Origin of the sequence: Micromonospora sp. NPDC048930, from assembly GCF_043197935.1 — a bacterium.
GTDB lineage: Bacteria > Actinomycetota > Actinomycetes > Mycobacteriales > Micromonosporaceae > Micromonospora.
Genome location: NZ_JBICUB010000017.1, coordinates 57,658 through 74,162 on the forward strand (window position 1 = coordinate 57,658; position 16,505 = coordinate 74,162).

Consider the following 16,505-nt stretch of genomic DNA (forward strand, 5'->3'; position numbering starts at 1 on the left):
CGGCCCAACAGCTCAGGTTGTCGAGGTGCGGGTGGCTGTTGCAGCTCCCCGGCGAAGGTCGTGCCGCCGTCGCAGGCGTGGACGATGGGCCGGGGTTCGGGAAGGTCCATGTCGGTGAACGTGGGGGGGTGCGCAGCGACCCATTGAGGCTCTTCGAAGTTAGGCGGGGTTGAGGTGTCCGCGGTGACGGCGGGTGGTGGCGGTGCGGGTGCGTAGTCGCTGGTTTTGGGGGTTTCGGAAGCGGTAGGCGTCGCGGGCGACGGTCTTGATGACCCGGCTGGTTCCTTCCGAGCCGGCGTTGGTGATCCCGCTTGTCAGGAACGCGTGGATCTGTGGCCACCAGGTCTCGATGGTGGTGGCGAGTCGGTGGAGTTCGGACAGAGCCCCCATTGGTAGGCGTGGGCGAGGAGCCGGGAGTTCACGCAGCACCAAGACGGTGGTGCACGCGATTCTGCCCACCACAGCCCGGGCCCAGGCGGCCTCGCGCCCAACTTCTTGCCCGCGCCGGTCGGCAACTCGATTGCGACATCCAAGGCGTCCGGGTAGTCGCGATGCCACGCTCGCAGCGCGTCGCCATCCCGTGTGCCCTAATGGACGGCGACGATTCAGAGTTTAGGGCCGCAAACCGTGCGTCCTTGCGTTTTGTCTGGGTATGAACCGTTGACGAGAGTCCGTTGCACGTCCAGGATCACGGTCAGGGCGAGCTTGGACTTCGTCGGCTTCGGGAGCGGCGGGGTGTGGAAGCGGCGGCCGGCGTCGCCGTCGCGGGAAGCTGGCTGGGGCGGGACACGACGATCACATCGATGATGTCGTCGCGTTCCAGAAGCGCTGCGGTCGTGATGTCGTGTTCCTGGTTTGAGGCCGAGGCGTCGTAGATGAACACGATGAGCTTCGTGTAGGTGCCGCGCTCGCGCAGATAGGCGATGGAGTCCTCGAGGATCTCCTTCTCGACCTTCTTAAACTCGGCGGCCGAGCGCACGTACTTGAGCTCGATGAGCACGCCGAGGCGCGGGATGCCGAAGTCCGCGCGGTAGGAGCTGTGACCGAGCCGCGGCAACGGCTCTTCATCGACGAGGTCGCTGAAAACCGACCGGAGCATGATCCAGACGATGTCCTGGATCTCGCGTTCGGAGTTGACCTCCCAGCGGATCGGGTGCCGGACGTCGTCCGGATCGTCCCAGCGCCAGCGCTTCATCGCGGCGGGGAACCGGCGTAGTACGACGCCGACGTGGCTGCGGGTGAGGACCGTGCTGTCGATGCTGGCGTCGATGATCCGGCCGGCGGCGGCGCGCACCAGGGCCGCGTCGCAGGTGGATAGGTCGGCGATGTCGGTGCGCAGGAGGCCGGTGAGGATCCGGCGCTGGATCAGCTGCAGATCGGCGGCTGGATCGGCAAGTCGCGCCGTGCTGGCGATCGACATCCAGTGCACCATGCAGAGTTCCGGCAGGTTCTTGACACCGGCCAACCCGCCGAGCGGCGCTGGATCGTCGGTCAGAACGGCCAGAGAGTGCCGGCGCGCGAGGTCGGTGCGGGGGTCGTCGGCGCGGAACCGAGAGTCGTGCAGGACATCCAGGAGCCAGCTGTGAAACGCCAGCAACACGTCCCGGGCGACGAGCGCGGCGAGCGTGATGCCGAGCAACTGCCGCCGGTCAGTCACGAAGGTTGTTCGGTCGGCTGGGAACGGGTCGCGACGCATCAGGTCGCGCAGACCGTCCACCAGGCGTTCTTTTATACCGAGGTCGCGGTGACCCCTGAAGTCGTGCAGGGCGAACCCGAGGACGGCGAGCCCCGGGGCGTGGCGCAGCCTGTCCGTGTGCTGGTCGAGCCATTGCGCGGTCAGCGGGTTCACCTCCCAGGCGAACGACATGTCCACGCTGCTCAGGACATGATGGGCGAAGAGCCCGTCGAGGTCCCCGGGCTTGTTGGCGACGCCAAGGTGCAGGTCGAGGGCGGCCATCTGGTCGGCGAGCTGCGCGACGACGACCGTTTGCGCACCAGGCCCCTGGCCCGTCACAGGAACCACCTGCTGGTCCGGAACGCCGTGCGCAGGATGTCGGCGTTCCAGTTGCGGACGTGCCGGAGCTGGCCGAGCAGGGACGCGATCAGGTCGGAGTACATAATCGTGACCGGGGACCTCGACGGGTAGAACCGCCGCCACGACAGCGCGGTGAACCGGAACGCCTGACCGGCCAGGTACTCGATGTCGGTGAACGTTGACGCCCGGTGCAGCTTGAGCAGCAGCGGCCGGGGCAGCCCGTGGGTGGGCCGCTTGATGTCGTACGGCCCGGAGACGGTCAGCAGCACCTCGCAGGAGCTGATCGTCACCGCGTGCCCACGCTGGGGGACGTAGCGCCCTTTCGGCTGGCGCCGCCCCGAGGGCATCGCGGCGTTGCCGACACCCTGGGCGGCAGTGTCGAACAGGTACCAGTCGTGCTCGTCGCTGACGTGCACGAACGCGAACTGCACGGCACGGAACTCGGCGAGCAGCCCGGAGACGAGGTCCTTCACAGCGTCGGCCTCGGTGTCCTTTAGCGGCTTGAAGACGTGGAAGATTAGCCGGATCGCGTCGTCAGGCCGCCAGGCGTTGCGGGTCTTCACCTCGTCGATGCAGACCCGCAGGGCACGCAGAAGTTCAGCGGGGTATCGGTCGTAGTCGGCCTCGCGAGACATGTTGGACAGCAGGTAGTTGCCGTCGGCGCTGAAGACGGTGGTGATACCGACGACCCGCTCGGGCGCGCTGAACCGGCTCGGCTTGATGTGCGCGCTGCCGATGCCGATCACCAGCTCATGCATGATCGTGCCCGGGGCCGCGATCACGAACGGGATCCCGCCCAGCTTCGCGTAACACTGCAGCGCCATGCTGTCGAGCGGATACGCGATATCGCCGCGCCCGATCGTCTCGTACTGGATCTCCTGGACGGGGACGCCCTGGCCCATCAGCGTGGACTTCGCCACGAGGTACGGGCTGTCGTCCCCTTGCAGGTCCTGCTGCGCCTCGCTGGTGATCACGATCGCCAGATGCGGCTTCTCGTCGCGGTCCAGTGCGGCGAGACACGCGTCGCGGTACGCGGTCACATCGCGGGGACCGGTGGCGTCAAATGCCTCAATGCGGATATCACAGTCGGTGAGGCGGTACTTGCGGGCGAAGCCCTCCGTGAACACCTTGGCGTTCGGGACGCCGCGCCGGAACTGGTTCATGAAGACCTCGACGCTGCCCTGATATGGGCGGGGCGTCATGACGAGGATCCGCGGCCGGCGAGGCGAGAACGACTCCGAGTCGAACGGACCCAGCCGCGTCAGCCCCCGCTGCGCCGACTTGTCGGTCTTGCCGCCACCCGGGTCGAAGACGAAGGTCGGCTCCGCGAATGGCGTCGACCGCACCTGACCGCCACTGCTTCCGGTCGAGCCACTTCCCAGCGGCACCCCGATCTCGACCTCGACATCCGCGGCGATCCGCAGCGGCCCGCCTCGTGCGAGCCGCCTGGCCAGCGAGGTGATCCGTCCGAGGCGCCCCTCGGCCCCGGTCAGAGCGAACGCCTCCTCCTCGAGCCGCTCCAGCAGCAGCCCCTGGCGTCCACCGGTAAGGAAGGCGACGACGTCCTGGAAGGTGTCGAGGCGCCCCTCCAGCCACGCCTCGCCGGCACCGACCTCCGATACTGCGGGGGCGTCACGTAGCTGCAACCGCCCGGCGCGTACCGACTCGACCGCCCCAACCAGCTTGCGGTAGGCACACTCGTCGAGATGCGGGTTGTACGGCACCTCACCGGTCTGGGCGAGGACGTACCGGCCCTCGACGCGGAACCCGCGGTCGAGCAGATCCTGCACGGTGTGGTCGAACTCGTACCTGGTTTTCAGGCCTACGACGATGCCCATCCTCGCCGACGGGCCGTTGGCCCGGGCATCGAGACGGTACTGCGGGAACACGTGCACACCCGCGAGCGCCTCCCGCTGGTCGCCCGCGCACTGAGCGAGCAGGTCCTGCTGGCGGTACCGGGAGACGAAGCCGGGCTGCTTGAACGAGCGCAGTTTGTATCCCATCCCGATGATCTCGTTGATCAAGGCCTCGCGCACCAGGCGCATGGTGAGATGGCGGAAGTCGCTGATCGGGAACTTCTGTTCGGTGCCGACGGGCCGGCTTTCTGCGGTGAGCGGCACGCATACAATCTGGTTGCCCTCGCGGGCTACCACGTGCGTCCCCTGCAACTCGGTACGGAGCCCGTCAAGCCGCTCCCTCGAGTCGAACGGGACAACGCCCGCGTGGAACGCCTGTCCGTGGAACCGGACCGGCAGGAAGTTCGCCACCAGACTCGGCGCCGCCCGTTGGGGCGGGGCGGGCACTCCACGCACTGCCTCGACCACCTTCCTCCTCCACTTGCTGCGGCTGCGCCCGCGTTCATCCTCGGCCCGGGCAGACCGCACCTGGCCGGACAACCACGCTACCCAGGGGGTGCGACAAGCAGGCCCTGTGGACGCCAGGGCTGGCAGGTCAGCCGATCAGGGGTGGTTGCGAGGCGTGGCGAATGATCACCACGTGGTGGCGTGCCCGGGTGATCGCGACTCGAAGGAGCCGCCGGCGAGACTGAATGTCGTCCTCTTTACTCGTGTGATCGATGAGCTGGTCATTACCGAACCTGGTCTCAGCGATGACGACGCCATCGAACTCCTTACCTTTTGATTTGTACATGTTCATGAAGGTCGTGGTCGCGGCCTCCTCGGAGGGAATTGCCTCGATCATCCGGTTCGCCAAAACTCGACGCACAACCGCTGCCGCGTCTAGGTACGTGGTGCCGTTCCACGCGTCAGTGAGCGCCCAAGCGATCGCATCGGTTGCTTTCAGTAACCGGATGAGGCGGGCCTTGCCGAAGATTTCTTTCAGCTCGTTGGACCCGCTCAATCGGGCGCGAGCGAGTTGCCAGTCCTGCACTGGACTACCGGTGAACTGGATTCCGTTGGAGCAGGCGGCGGCGACCGCCTTGACGGTTCCTGATCGGACCTTCGCTCCGGCAGCGATGTCCGCTAGCGCGCGCTCAAGAACTGCGACCTTCGCTTTCGCTCCGGGCGTCTTGGTGGACTTCACACGGTAGAAGTTGCAGATGAGTTCCACCGTCGCGGTGAGTGCCTCGTCTGGGTCGACGCCGGGCCATTCCATAATCGACGCGACCACGTAGGCGGACGCGGACGCCAGGTCCTGGTCGAGGTTGAGTTCGTGGTCCACAGCCGGGTAGGGGGTCCCGTCGATCTCGATGTCTGTCGCCGCTGCCTCCGACAGTCGACCGACGAGCGAATTGGTCGGGGCCAGAACCGCGATGGTGGGCTCTCTGCCCAGTTCCTTACGCAGATGCTGGCGCAGCGCGATCAGGTACTGATGAGCCAGTACCTCCACTTTTCGGTAGTTGTATGTGGCGTAGGTAAGGTTGTCCGGCACCGGGATGCTGGGGTCATTCCGCAGCACCGCGTTCGCGTATGCGAGCAGGCCCTGCCCGGGGCTGCGGTGATTGTCCTTGGACAGGTCGAATGACTTCGGCTGCAGGGTATCGATGGCGTGTTGGATGCGCTCCTCGTTGACGCCAGGCAGGTGGTCGTAGATGCGCTGATCGGGGTCTGCGAGGCAGAGAATCGTCGACGTCGCGCTCAGCGCACGGATCGCTCGCCACTGGTCGTCGTTGGTGTCCTGGAACTCATCCACGATTACGACCGGGTATGCGTCGCCGTAGAGAGCGGCGAGGATAGGGTAGCGCTCGAAGAGGTCGGCTGCTGTGCAGGCCAGCAGGTCGAACACGTACTTGCCGTCGGCGGCCAGCCGGCGGGTTTCGGCAGCCCAGTCGCCCTCGAACGCCGCCTGCATCTGCTGCTCTTGGTCAGGGGTGATGAAGGACGAAGGCTTGCCGGTTTGCAACCAGCCGTGGCTGCGCACGATGTCCATGAAGAAGGCGTGGAACGTGCGAACCTCCAACCGCCGTCGAGTCTGCCGGTTGAGCACCCCTGCCATCCGGTCGGTGATCTGCCGTACCGCCGCTCGCGAGAAACTGAGGAACAGCACGGACTGTTCCGGCTTGAGGGCGGGAGCAACCTCGCGTGCTTTTAGTAAGGCGATGGTCGTCTTGCCGCAGCCAGGGCCTCCGATGATAAGCAAGTGACCCGATGCCGCGAGGATGTCGAGTCGGGGCTGATCAAGATTCATCGGCGGCTTCGTTTGCACCATCGGTCGCCGTTTCGGTGGCCGTCTTCTCAGCCAACACCTGGTTCATCTCCATAAGGAACTCGACGACCGTCGCCGGAAGATCCGCCTGGGTGCGGCATTCTCCAACGAGTAGAGGCGCGTAGCCATCGAACGATCCCTTGCGCTTTTTCAGCACGTGACGGGTGTGGTCTCTGACGGCTTCCTCGCCTGCGCTGGCATCCAGGATGCCACACTCCTGCGGATAGTCACTTCTGGTGCTGACGGCAGTACAGAACCGGCGTTGAATCTCGACCGGAATCTCGTTGGTCAACAGCTCTTCGATGCCCGCATAGCCGATCACCCGGTAGATGGTGAAGTCGGCGGTCTTCGAGGTCTGTTCGGCGGTCAACGGGCTGGTCGGCGTGTCATGAATACCGAACACAGGCTTGCCCATCGCTGCGAAGACCGGCGCATACAGCGGCACCGACGTGTCCCCGCCGGCGTCGAACAGCGAGATGCCCGTCAGGTCGAGGTGCTGATAGTCCGACGTCGGGTCCTGCTCAAGGATGTCGGCGGCGACCCGCAGGGTGGCGAGCTCGGTGGCTCCTTCGACGACACAGACCGCGCGTGCCAGGACCGCCTCGGCGAACTGACGCTGGTTGGTCCAATACTTTTTGATCTTGTAATCGGCTGGGAGGGTAACCGGCCAGCTGGTTAGCGTCCCGGCGTCGTCGCGGGCCACGGTCACCACGTGGTCAGGATCGAACATCTCTATGACGTAGGGCGAGTGCGATGTAACGATCACCTGGTCCATCTGGTCGAGCGTGAACCGGACCAGCCTGCGCTGGGCATGTGGCGGGAGCGCGATCTCCGGCTCCTCCATCGCGAAGATAACCGACTGGTCCTCGGTCAGTTGCGCGATGTAGGTGAGTAGCGCGAACACCAGAAGGTTCAGCGATCCGGTGCTCAGCCGGTTGAACGGAACCGGGTAGGTGCCCGGCTGGGTCGACACGAACAGCCGCAGGACTTCGCGCAGATGTTCACGGGTGAGATCGGATACGTGCACGTCCACAGCCGCTGGATGGTCGCTGAGGTTGATGAACTGGCTGACGAGCTTGCGGACCTCGGTACGGATCTTCGCGAAGCCCGAGCCATCCCCGGTGACCACCACCTGGTCCACATCGCGAAGCGCCCGCTCCCACAGCGACGCGTCGGCGCCCTGCGCCTCAAGCCGCACGATCGTATCGATCAGCGACCCCCGTTGGAAGCTGAGGGCTCGGCTTCCCGTGCGATTGGCGCGTAAGTAGATAAAACCGCACATTCGCTTGTCCTCGCGCTTGAAGGGCTTGAGGCCCTGTCCGAGGTCACCCTCAAAGTCGGCGAAGCTATCGACAACAACCTCCGGGTAGGCGAAGAACGTACCCGCGGCGAAGTCGTCCTCGTCCGGATCGAAACGACCGATGAACACCACCGGTAGACACCAAGCACCCTCCTCCGGCCCCGGCTCGGATGGCCGCAACGCAGCGACGAGGTCCTGAGCCCCGCCCGGCGTGGGTGCGGGAGGCACCACGACGTTCAGTAGTTCCCGCGAGGTCGCAGACCAGACACGCAGGTGACTGCGAAAACGGCGAGTCGCCTCTTCGGAGAGATCCGTCAAAATCACCTCGATCCTGATTTCTGGGGTCGTCCCGTCGGCCAGCAGATATTGGCCAGCGAAGAAGTCATACTCATCGATCACCGGTCGGCGGGCCATCCGCTCCGGGCCCAACACGAGATCGAGGGCGTCGCAGATCGTCGACTTGCCGACACTGTTGCCGCCCACGAGCAAGGAGTGGCCATCGAGTAGCACCGTGCCACTCTTCGCGCCGCGGAAGTTTTGAAACGTAATGCGGCTTACCTTCACCTGCGCTCCTTGAGGGTCGACCACGCGGTCCGGCCAGTATGGGTCAAGCCCCGGGGCCAGCGCGATGCCCGTAATCGTGCCGCATTAGCGGAAAGCCTCCGAGTAGGACGACATGCTGACAAAGCCGGACATGCAGCTAGGCTGCCGCAATTGCGGACGGGTCGGCCGAGCTGCGGGACGTCTACGTCAGACACACGCGCGCTGGGGACTAAACCGAGTAGTACTGCAGCCGCCAATCAATAAGTGCGTTCGCCTGTCAAGCACGCCTGCAGGCCGATTTTTGAGATCAACTAAAGCGCCCGTGTTACTCTGATGCTCCCCAGTCAAGCTGCGCGAGGGAGTGGGCGGTGAAGCGTTCGGTCAGCCCGTGGGCGCGTGAGCGGTTCGGTGAGCGGGCGGCGCACGTGCTCTCGGCCTTGGTGGACGCGTTGCATCGGGCCTTGGCCGATGCGCAGGACGCGCACAAGGTTGCCAAGAGCAAGAAGCTGTTCACCTTCGGCGCTGCCCAGGCGTCGCGTCGGTATGAGTGCATCGTGGAGGCGCTGAAGGATCTGGACGGTGCCCAGGTCATCAAGCCAAAGGGCTCGCCGCATGAGCTGGTGGTGCTGGACGGCAATTTGATCTATCCCTTCCGGTACGCGAAGGGTGACAACGTCCCGATCCAGCGTGCCAGGGTGACCGATCGGAAGGTCAGTGGGCTGATCTCCGAGTTGTTCGCGTGTTACGGGCCGGAGCCGGAGCAGCCGTCGTTGTTCGACCAGCCTGGTGACGGCTCCGAGACGCCGGAACGCTCCCCGGTCCTGACCACACTGCCTGAGGGCACCCGCTTGGTGCTGCTTGCCTACGCCAGCAACGACCGCGCCGGGATTCTCAACGCCTGGCTGGGTGAGGGCGAGCTGGGCAATCGGGGACACGTCCGGTGGCTGCGCGGTCGGTACGAGCAACTGCCGCTCGCCTCGCCGATCTCGGGGGCGGCCGTCGCCCACGGATCGATCCCTGCGCCGCGCCTCACCGGTCTGGTCGGTGGGGTCGCCGCCGGTCCGCGGTTCGATGACGGCGTCATGCCAGCGGTGCCGCTGACGGCTAGGGCGCCGGTCGAGCGTGAGAACAGCGACAAGTTCCCGCCGGTAACGGAGCGGGCTCCAGAGACGCCGAAGGCCGATGAGCAGAACCGGTAACCAGCTGTCGCTGCTGCCTGGTGCCGAAGCGGATCCGATGGACACGGCGCCCACCCCGGGTGCGGTTGCGCGGGCATTTGACGCGGCGCGGCTGACACAGGCGCGGCACCTGGCAGGCAAAACCAAGAAGGACGTTGCCGCAGCCGTCGGGGTCACCGCAGCTGCGGTCGGACAGTACGAGTCGGGGGTGACCAAGCCGCGGCCGGACCTGATCCCGCGGCTGGCCGAGGAGTTACGGGTGCCGATCACGTTCTTCGTCTCCGGCCGGCCGCACGCCCGGCTGGACGCGTCCGGAGCGCACTTCCGCAGCCTCCGCTCGGCGCGGGCATGGCAGCGGGACAGGGCGATCGCTCACGTCAAGCAGGTGTGGGAGCTGACGCTGGCGCTGGAGAAGCGGGTGCAACTGCCACCGGTCGACCTGCCCGGGTTCGCCGGCGGTGAGGTGCATTCTGGGGTGGAGCTGCCTCGCTCACCGGTCGAGGCAGCCCGTGCGCTGCGGGTGTACTGGCGGCTAGGAACCGGCCCGATCCCACACCTGGTGCGGCACCTGGAGGCGCGTGGCATCGTGGTTGACGCACCACCGGCCAACCACGCCGACCGGGAGGTCGACGCGTTTTCCATCGCGTACCTGCGGCCGATCATGGTGCTAACCGCGAATCGCACCGACGATGTGTACCGGTACCGATTCACCGCAGCGCATGAGCTTGGGCACCTGGTCCTGCACGGCGACACCGCGCCCGGAGACACACAGCACGAGCGGGAAGCCGACGCGTTCGCTGCGGAATTTCTGACGCCGCGCGATAGCGTCCTTCCCGATTTGCCCGCCCGGGTCGATCTGAGCCGGCTGGTTGAGCTGCAGCAGGTATGGGGCGTGTCGGTGGACTCGTTGCTGTACCGGTGCCGCGAAGTAGGCCTGCTGTCGGACCAGGCAGCCGGGCGGGCCTGGCGGAGGCTAGCCGGGCTGCGCCACCAGCCGGGATTCGTCGCCGAATCGGTAAGCCGGTATCCCGGTGAACAACCGGTGATGCTGCGGCAGGCGTTCGAGCTCGCAGCCACAGAGACCGGCCTGACGGTGCCCACGCTCGCGCACGAACTGGGCTGGGCCGTACCGCGGGTGCGGGAACTGCTAGGCCTGACGCATCAACGGCCCGTGCTGCGGCTGGTCCCATAGAGGGTCCTACGCCGCCAGCCTCCTCACCACTTCCTGGCCAAGAAAACCTCGCCGAAGTCGTTAAGGCTCTGCGCGCCCTGCCCGTCGCTAGCGGGCCGGTGCAAGCCGCCGCTGCGGCAACCGCAGTAGAGCATGTCCGCCAGTGGGCTACCCCGGGGCACCGTGAGGCTCCGTACATTCGTCAATCAACGAGGTAGTGGGCTTCGATGTAGGCGACGGTGGAGTCATACGGCTCTCCCACCGGCTTCAACATGTACCGCCGGAAGACTGCGGCGGTGGCGCGGCGGACGCCTCGGTTGCGAGCGTCTGCGTTGTCCCATGATTGGGCGAGGGTTCGGGTGACGACCTGGTCGATCTCCTCGGCCAGGTTCCTCTCGGTAACAGTGAGGCCGGACGGTGCGTGGTCGTGGATGATCCGCGACAGGACGCCGACGTGGTCGTCGTCCAGCACGACGACGGCTTCGTCGGGGTGCTTCTCGGCGTTCACGATGGCGCGGGCGATCCGGAGTGCTTCGGACAGGAACTCCAGGGCGTCCTGGGCGTTCTGGATGATCCGGTCGCGCAGGAGCCTGATCCGTTCCGCGAGGGCGGTGTACTTCGCGGACCCCGGTTCGACGCCCTTTTCGAGGGCGGCCTTGATGTGGTCCAGGATCTCCGCTGCGGACGGCGGCTTCTTGGCCTCGCCGTCGTCCTTGTCGGGCTTGGGGCGGACGAGGGCCATCAGCTCTTTGAGGATGGCTATGCCCTGGGCGTCCAGGACAAGAGGCTCTTCCTGGGAGGCGACGACGGTGAAGGAGTGGACGTGGGCGTTGATGATCTCCAGGACCATCGGTCCCAGCTCGGCCAGCCGTTCCTTTCTCTCCTCGTCGGAGGACTTCTTGAACAGGGTCGTGTACACGGACCCGAATAGTCCGAAGCCGTCCTGGTACTTGGCGATCCGCTTGTCGGTGTTGATGAGTGGGTACAGGCGGGCCAGGAGTCGGTAGTCCTTGGAGAACACCTCGGCGGCACCGGGGTTGGCGTCCAGGAAGATATTGATGGCTCGCACGGACTCGTATCCGTGGACCGTAAGGTCCAGGTCGTCAACGACCGCGAGCTGGTCTTCGATGCGGGCGAAGGTAGTGCGGAACTCGGCGACCAACTCGGACGGGTCGGTGACGAACCCGCCGCCCTTCTTGCCTGCCCCGTCGGTGGTGGGGTCGACGACGGCCCGCTGGACCTCTTCGGCCAGGCCGATGTAGTCCACGACCACGCCGGAGGTCTTCACGAATCCGGTTGGGGAGACCCAGGTGCGGTTCGGGCGGGTGATCGCCTGAAACAGGGTGTGGGCCTTCATCGGCTTGTCCAGGTAGAGAACGCCCTCGTTGGGGGCATCGAACCCGGTCATCAGTTTCGCGGTGACCACGAGGAAGCACAGCGGGTCGTCCGGGGTGAGGAACCGTCGCTTCTGCTCCTCCTCTTCGGCCTCCGAGAGCTGATACGGCCGCATGGCACGGTCTTCGTCCTTGGAGTCCGAGACGGAGATGTTCACCTCGGCGGTGATCCTGGTGTGCTTACCGACTTCGGCGAGCACCTGTGAAGCCTCGAAGCCGGCCAGCAGCTCGTTGATCTTGTCCGTGTACGCCACGGCCAGTTCGCGGTTGTAGGCAACGACCTGGGCTTTGAGGCCGTTGCGGTAGGCGCCGGCCAGGTAGTGGTCCACGATGTCCTGGCAGACCGTGTGGATGCGGTCGGGGTTGGCGAACACCGAGGTGAGGCGCCCAAACTTGCGGGACAGCGCCTCACGGTCCGGGTCGTCGAGGTCGAAGTCGTCGGCGAACTGGTCGAACTCGGCCTGCAACTCCTGGTCGTTCATTTCGAAGGAGACCGGGTGTGGGTCCAGCATGACGGGGACGGTCGCCTCGTCCCGCAGAGACCGGGACACCGAGTAGCGATGCAGCACCCTGCCTGGGTCGGTCTCCTCGCCGAAGAGGGCGAAAGTGTCGGTGGCGAGATTCCTGACGGGGGTGCCGGTCATGCCGAAAAACTTCGCGTGGGGCAATGCTGCGCGCATCTGCCCGGCCAGGGAGTTCGGTTTGACGACCAGTCTCCCCCCGTCCCGGATGGCGGACTGGGTGCGGTGAGCCTCGTCGACCATCACGATGATGTTCCTGCGGGTCGACAGGTTCTTGCCGGCGTCAGCGAACTTATGGATGGTCGTGGAGATGACGCCGCGTACGTCGTCGGCCAGCAGGGAACGCAACTCCTGGCTGGTGGCGGGCTGGTGGAAATATGCGTGGCCCATCGCGGAGGTGAACACCCCGGAGGTCTGCCGGACGAGTTGCGTTCGGTCCGAGAGCAGGATGATCGTGGGTGACTCGGTGCGGATGTCGGCCAGCAGCAGTGAGGCGGCGAACACCATCAGCAGCGTCTTCCCGGACCCCTGGTGGTGCCAGATCAGGCCCTTCGATCCGCCGGCCAGCACCCGCTTGTGGATCAGGTGCGCGGCTTCCATCTGCGGGTAGCGGGGCAGGTACTTCTTGTCCACCCCACCCCCGGAGGTGTCGAACAGGGCGAAGTTGGCGAGCATGTCCAGAATCGTCGCCGGGTTCATCAGCAGTTCGACGGAGCGTTGCACGTCGGCCTGCCCGGACAGGTTCTCGTCGTCGGCGGTGGATCGGAACGGCTGCCACAGGTTCGTGGGCGCACCGGGGGCACCAAACCGCAGCTTCAGCCCGTCGGAGGCGACGGCGAAGACGTTGGGGGTGAAGAACCACGGGTACTCGGTGGCGTACACGTCGTTGATCTCGCGGGCGGCGTCGACCCACCCGGACTTCGCGGTCGGGGACTTCACCTCGACCACGACTAGCGGCAGCCCGTTGACCCAGTACACGAGGTCGAACCGGCGGGAGGTCTTGCCGGGGACGGTGATGGCCACCTCGTCCGACACGACCAGCGTGTTGGCAGCTGGGTGCTGGAAGTCGATGACCTTCAGGGCGTGCCAAACGCCGTCGGCGTCCCGGAACTCCTTTCGCCCACACAGTAGGCGTAGCACCTGCTCGTTGGCCCGCACCAGCCCGCCTTCAACAGCGTTGACCGTGGCGACGATCTCCTCGACCACCGCGTCCACGTCAAACCCGTCGATCACCCCGGGGTTCAACCGGACGATTGCGTCCCGCAGCTGGCCAGCGACCACCGTCTGCGTCGTCTCACGCGACAGCGACCTGCCCGCTGTGAAACGCCAGCCCATCGGGAGGGACCACTGGATCATCAGGTTCTGGAACTCGCGCTCTCGAATGCCCTTCGGCACGGCTCAGACCTCCAGCTTGGCGGACCGGATGTCAATGGTGCGGTCCAGCAGACACGAGAGCAATGCCACCCGCGCCTGACGGAGACGTTCCGCCTCAGCACGGAGGGCGGCGACCTGCGCGTCCATCGCGCCAGCCACTCCTGAGATGCGCTCCTGCTCATCACGAGGCGGCACGGGCATAACGATCTTATTGAGGTTGGCGGCGGAGACGCGAACCACCTTGGTCTCGCTCGTGAATCGACGCTTCTGGTGCTGAAACAGGGGCGAGGCAAAGAAGTATGAGACGAACTTCGGGTCAAGATTATGGCGGAAGATGAAGCAGTCGTCGTGCACCGCCACATCATCATCACCCAACCAAGCAACGGCCTTGCAGACGTCCGCGACGTTCTCGCTCGTCCCGGCGATTACCACATCGCCCGGTTGTGCCAGGCGCATCGAGCCGCGGAAGCTCTCGGGCAGGTAGGTCACGGTCCGTGTAGCCCACGCCCCATAGTCCGTGTAGATCTGGCCGTAGTGGATGCATCCCAGGCCGGACTTCACGTAGTCGCTCTTCACGAACCGGCGGCCGCGGGCGAGCGTTCCAGCTTTCGACAACGGAGCAGATGACCATCCTTCACCGCCACGGGAGAGTAGGTCTCCCAGAGCAGCGTTACGGACTCGAAGGAGGCTGTCCGCCTCAACCTCGAGAGCCGCGACCTGTTCGTCTACGACGCTGACGACCTCGACTATCCGCTCCTGCACAGGCAACGGCGGGATGTCCATGACGATGCTGAGGAAGTCCGCGGGCTTCACCCGCTCGCGCCTGCCGCCCATCCCCTTCGACACACCTTGGAGCGCGTCCCACATGTTCTGCGTCGTGGTGAGGATGCGGAAAAAGTCGGGGTCCGCGTCAGACACGAAGGTGAAGGTAGGGAACTCTTGAGACGCGAACGATTCCGGCAGGTTGTTGGGGGTTACCGTGATCGCGCCTTCGAATGCCTTGAGTCGGCTGTAGACGAGCACGCCGGGGCCGATCCGGTTGAGTTTCTTGTAGGCCGTAGAGCTTCCTGCGATGGGATCGCGGTAGAGAAGGCCTCTCCCCCTGTTCAGGACGCCTACGGTCGGATAGATCCGATCCGGGTCCACATCGACGATCTCCACATTCGCTGTGAGGAACCGCGAGAGAGGTGCCCGAACCCACTCCTCCTGCCTGTCAGCTGCCGGGTCATTATTCGTCGGGTCACTCATCGAATCCCTTAATCCCAGCGTCCGCAAGGACGGCGAGCATGTGCTGCTCGGTCTTCTGGCGTTCGGCTCGGGCGAGGTTGTAAGCCTCGATCAGGGTGGGCAGGTCCGCCTGCTCGGCCGTGGCCCGCTTGATGTAACGACTGATGTTGAGGTCATAGCCGTTCGCCGCGATCTCCGTCATGGATACGAACCGGGCGGCCAGTCCACCCGCTAGGGCCACAGTGTTGCCGTCGGGGTCGATGCCCGCGTGGTAGGCGGTCGCTGTGTCAGAGATATCAGCATCGGTGAGGACGTTGCGGTTCTTGGCCTTGATGAACCGCTTGGAAGCGTCGATGAACAGCACCCCATTCTTGCGCTCGTCGATCTTGGTGTCGGGGGCGCGGAAGACGAGGATGCAGGTCGGGATCGTCGTGTTGTAGAAAAGGTTCGGCGGCAGCCCGATCACGGCTTCAAGCAGGTCATCGTTAAGGACGCGCTGACGGATCGAACCCTCTTGGCCGCTGCGGAAGAGGACGCCGTTAGGCAGGACCACCCCAGCGCGCCCCTTCCTCGAGTCCATGCTGGCGATCATGTGCTGCACGAACGCCCAGTCCGCCGACGACTGCGGAGCGACGCCGCCGATGGCGCGAGGGTCCTTGGTCCAGGGCTTCCACTTCAGGCTGTAGGGCGGGTTGGCGACGATCACATCGAACTGCGCGAGCGACCCGTCCGGCTTCTTGAAGCGCGGGTCCTTCAGGGTGTCGCCGACCTCGACCTGGAACTGGGTGAGGTTGTGCATGAAGAGGTTCATGCGCGCCACACCCGCGGTGTCCGCTACGGCCTCCTGCCCGTACAGGCGGAGCGTGTAGCCACGCCCACCGCGAGCCTTCAGGAGATTCGCGGAGGCGATGAGCATGCCGCCCGACCCGCAGGCCGGGTCGTACACCGACTCGAAGCTCTTGGGGGCTAGGACCTCGACGATTAGCTCGACGACCTCACGCGGGGTGAAAAACTGGCCGGCGCGGGTGCCGGACCCGTCGGAAAATCGCTTCAGCAGATACTCGTACGCCCCACCGAGCACGTCGTGGGACATGTTGCCCTCGTGCATCTTCGGGGTACGGTCCATCGCCTGCATGACCGCCGCCAACACTTCCCCCGGCAGCACCTCTTCGGAGGTCCAGGTCATGGCCCCGAACAGGCGGGAGAACTTGTCAGGGTTGGCGGTCTCGATGGCTTGCAGGGAGGCGCGGACCCGCTGGCCGAGGCCGGGCTGGGTGATGGTGGCGAGGATGGACGACCAGGAGGCACGACGCTGCTGGACGGTGCCGGGATGGATGAACGGGATCTCGAACGATTGATAGTCGCGGTACTCGATCTCGTGGGCTTCCTCGGCGGAGAGGCCGCCCAGGCCGTCATTATCGGCCAGGAACTCCTGGTGGCGGTGCTCCCAGGTATCCGACAGGTACTTCCAGAACATCAGCGGGAAGACGACCGAGGAGTATTGCGCTTCGGGCATCGCCACGCGCAGCTCGTCGGCGGCGTCCCACAACCGGTTCTCGATCTCCTGCTGGGTCACTGCCATCAGTCGGGGTGTCCTT

General features: G+C 65.4%; 10 protein-coding genes. 2 read left to right on the top strand and 8 right to left on the bottom strand.

The features are described 5' to 3' along the window. Positions 1 to 159: 159 nt before the first annotated feature. The 5 genes from ACGFI9_RS31275 to ACGFI9_RS31295 all read right to left on the bottom strand — a co-directional run bounded on the left by ACGFI9_RS31275 (position 160) and on the right by ACGFI9_RS31295 (position 8,063). Positions 160 to 390: a transposase gene (locus ACGFI9_RS31275; protein ID WP_393183802.1), complete on the bottom strand. Its 231-nt coding sequence runs from the start codon at positions 388 to 390 to the stop codon at positions 160 to 162. 304 nt (positions 391 to 694) lie between these two features. Next, positions 695 to 2,014, bottom strand: coding sequence for a hypothetical protein (locus tag ACGFI9_RS31280; RefSeq protein WP_393183678.1), 1,320 nt, complete (start codon positions 2,012 to 2,014; stop codon positions 695 to 697). Then, positions 2,011 to 4,359: a Piwi domain-containing protein gene (locus tag ACGFI9_RS31285; RefSeq protein ID WP_393183680.1), complete on the bottom strand. Its 2,349-nt coding sequence runs from the start codon at positions 4,357 to 4,359 to the stop codon at positions 2,011 to 2,013. The genes ACGFI9_RS31280 and ACGFI9_RS31285 overlap by 4 nt, the downstream gene beginning before the upstream one ends. Before the next feature lie 127 nt (positions 4,360 to 4,486). Then, complete coding sequence (locus ACGFI9_RS31290) at positions 4,487 to 6,181, bottom strand: UvrD-helicase domain-containing protein (RefSeq protein WP_393183682.1); 1,695 nt, start codon at positions 6,179 to 6,181, stop codon at positions 4,487 to 4,489. After that, a complete protein-coding gene (locus ACGFI9_RS31295) occupies positions 6,171 to 8,063 on the bottom strand; it encodes an ATP-dependent endonuclease (RefSeq protein ID WP_393183684.1) in 1,893 nt (630 codons plus the stop codon). Before ACGFI9_RS31295 ends, ACGFI9_RS31290 begins: the two co-directional genes overlap by 11 nt. Before the next feature lie 347 nt (positions 8,064 to 8,410). Between ACGFI9_RS31295 and ACGFI9_RS31300 the strand changes: the two genes are divergently transcribed. Continuing rightward, a complete protein-coding gene (locus ACGFI9_RS31300; protein WP_393183686.1) occupies positions 8,411 to 9,241 on the top strand; it encodes a hypothetical protein in 831 nt (276 codons plus the stop codon). After that, positions 9,225 to 10,412, top strand: coding sequence for an ImmA/IrrE family metallo-endopeptidase (locus ACGFI9_RS31305; RefSeq protein ID WP_393183688.1), 1,188 nt, complete (start codon positions 9,225 to 9,227; stop codon positions 10,410 to 10,412). The genes ACGFI9_RS31300 and ACGFI9_RS31305 overlap by 17 nt, the downstream gene beginning before the upstream one ends. Positions 10,413 to 10,593: 181 nt before the next feature. Here the strand turns inward: ACGFI9_RS31305 and ACGFI9_RS31310 are convergent, their stop codons facing one another. Genes ACGFI9_RS31310 through ACGFI9_RS31320 form a run of 3 tightly spaced genes read right to left on the bottom strand, consistent with a single transcriptional unit; the run spans position 10,594 to position 16,489 of the window. Further along, positions 10,594 to 13,701, bottom strand: a complete 3,108-nt coding sequence (locus tag ACGFI9_RS31310) for a type I restriction endonuclease subunit R (RefSeq protein ID WP_393183690.1) — start codon at positions 13,699 to 13,701, stop codon at positions 10,594 to 10,596. Between the two features lie 3 nt (positions 13,702 to 13,704). After that, a complete protein-coding gene (locus tag ACGFI9_RS31315; RefSeq protein ID WP_393183692.1) occupies positions 13,705 to 14,928 on the bottom strand; it encodes a hypothetical protein in 1,224 nt (407 codons plus the stop codon). Continuing rightward, a complete protein-coding gene (locus tag ACGFI9_RS31320) occupies positions 14,921 to 16,489 on the bottom strand; it encodes an N-6 DNA methylase (RefSeq protein ID WP_393183694.1) in 1,569 nt (522 codons plus the stop codon). Before ACGFI9_RS31320 ends, ACGFI9_RS31315 begins: the two co-directional genes overlap by 8 nt. Between the last annotated feature and the right edge of the window lie 16 nt (positions 16,490 to 16,505).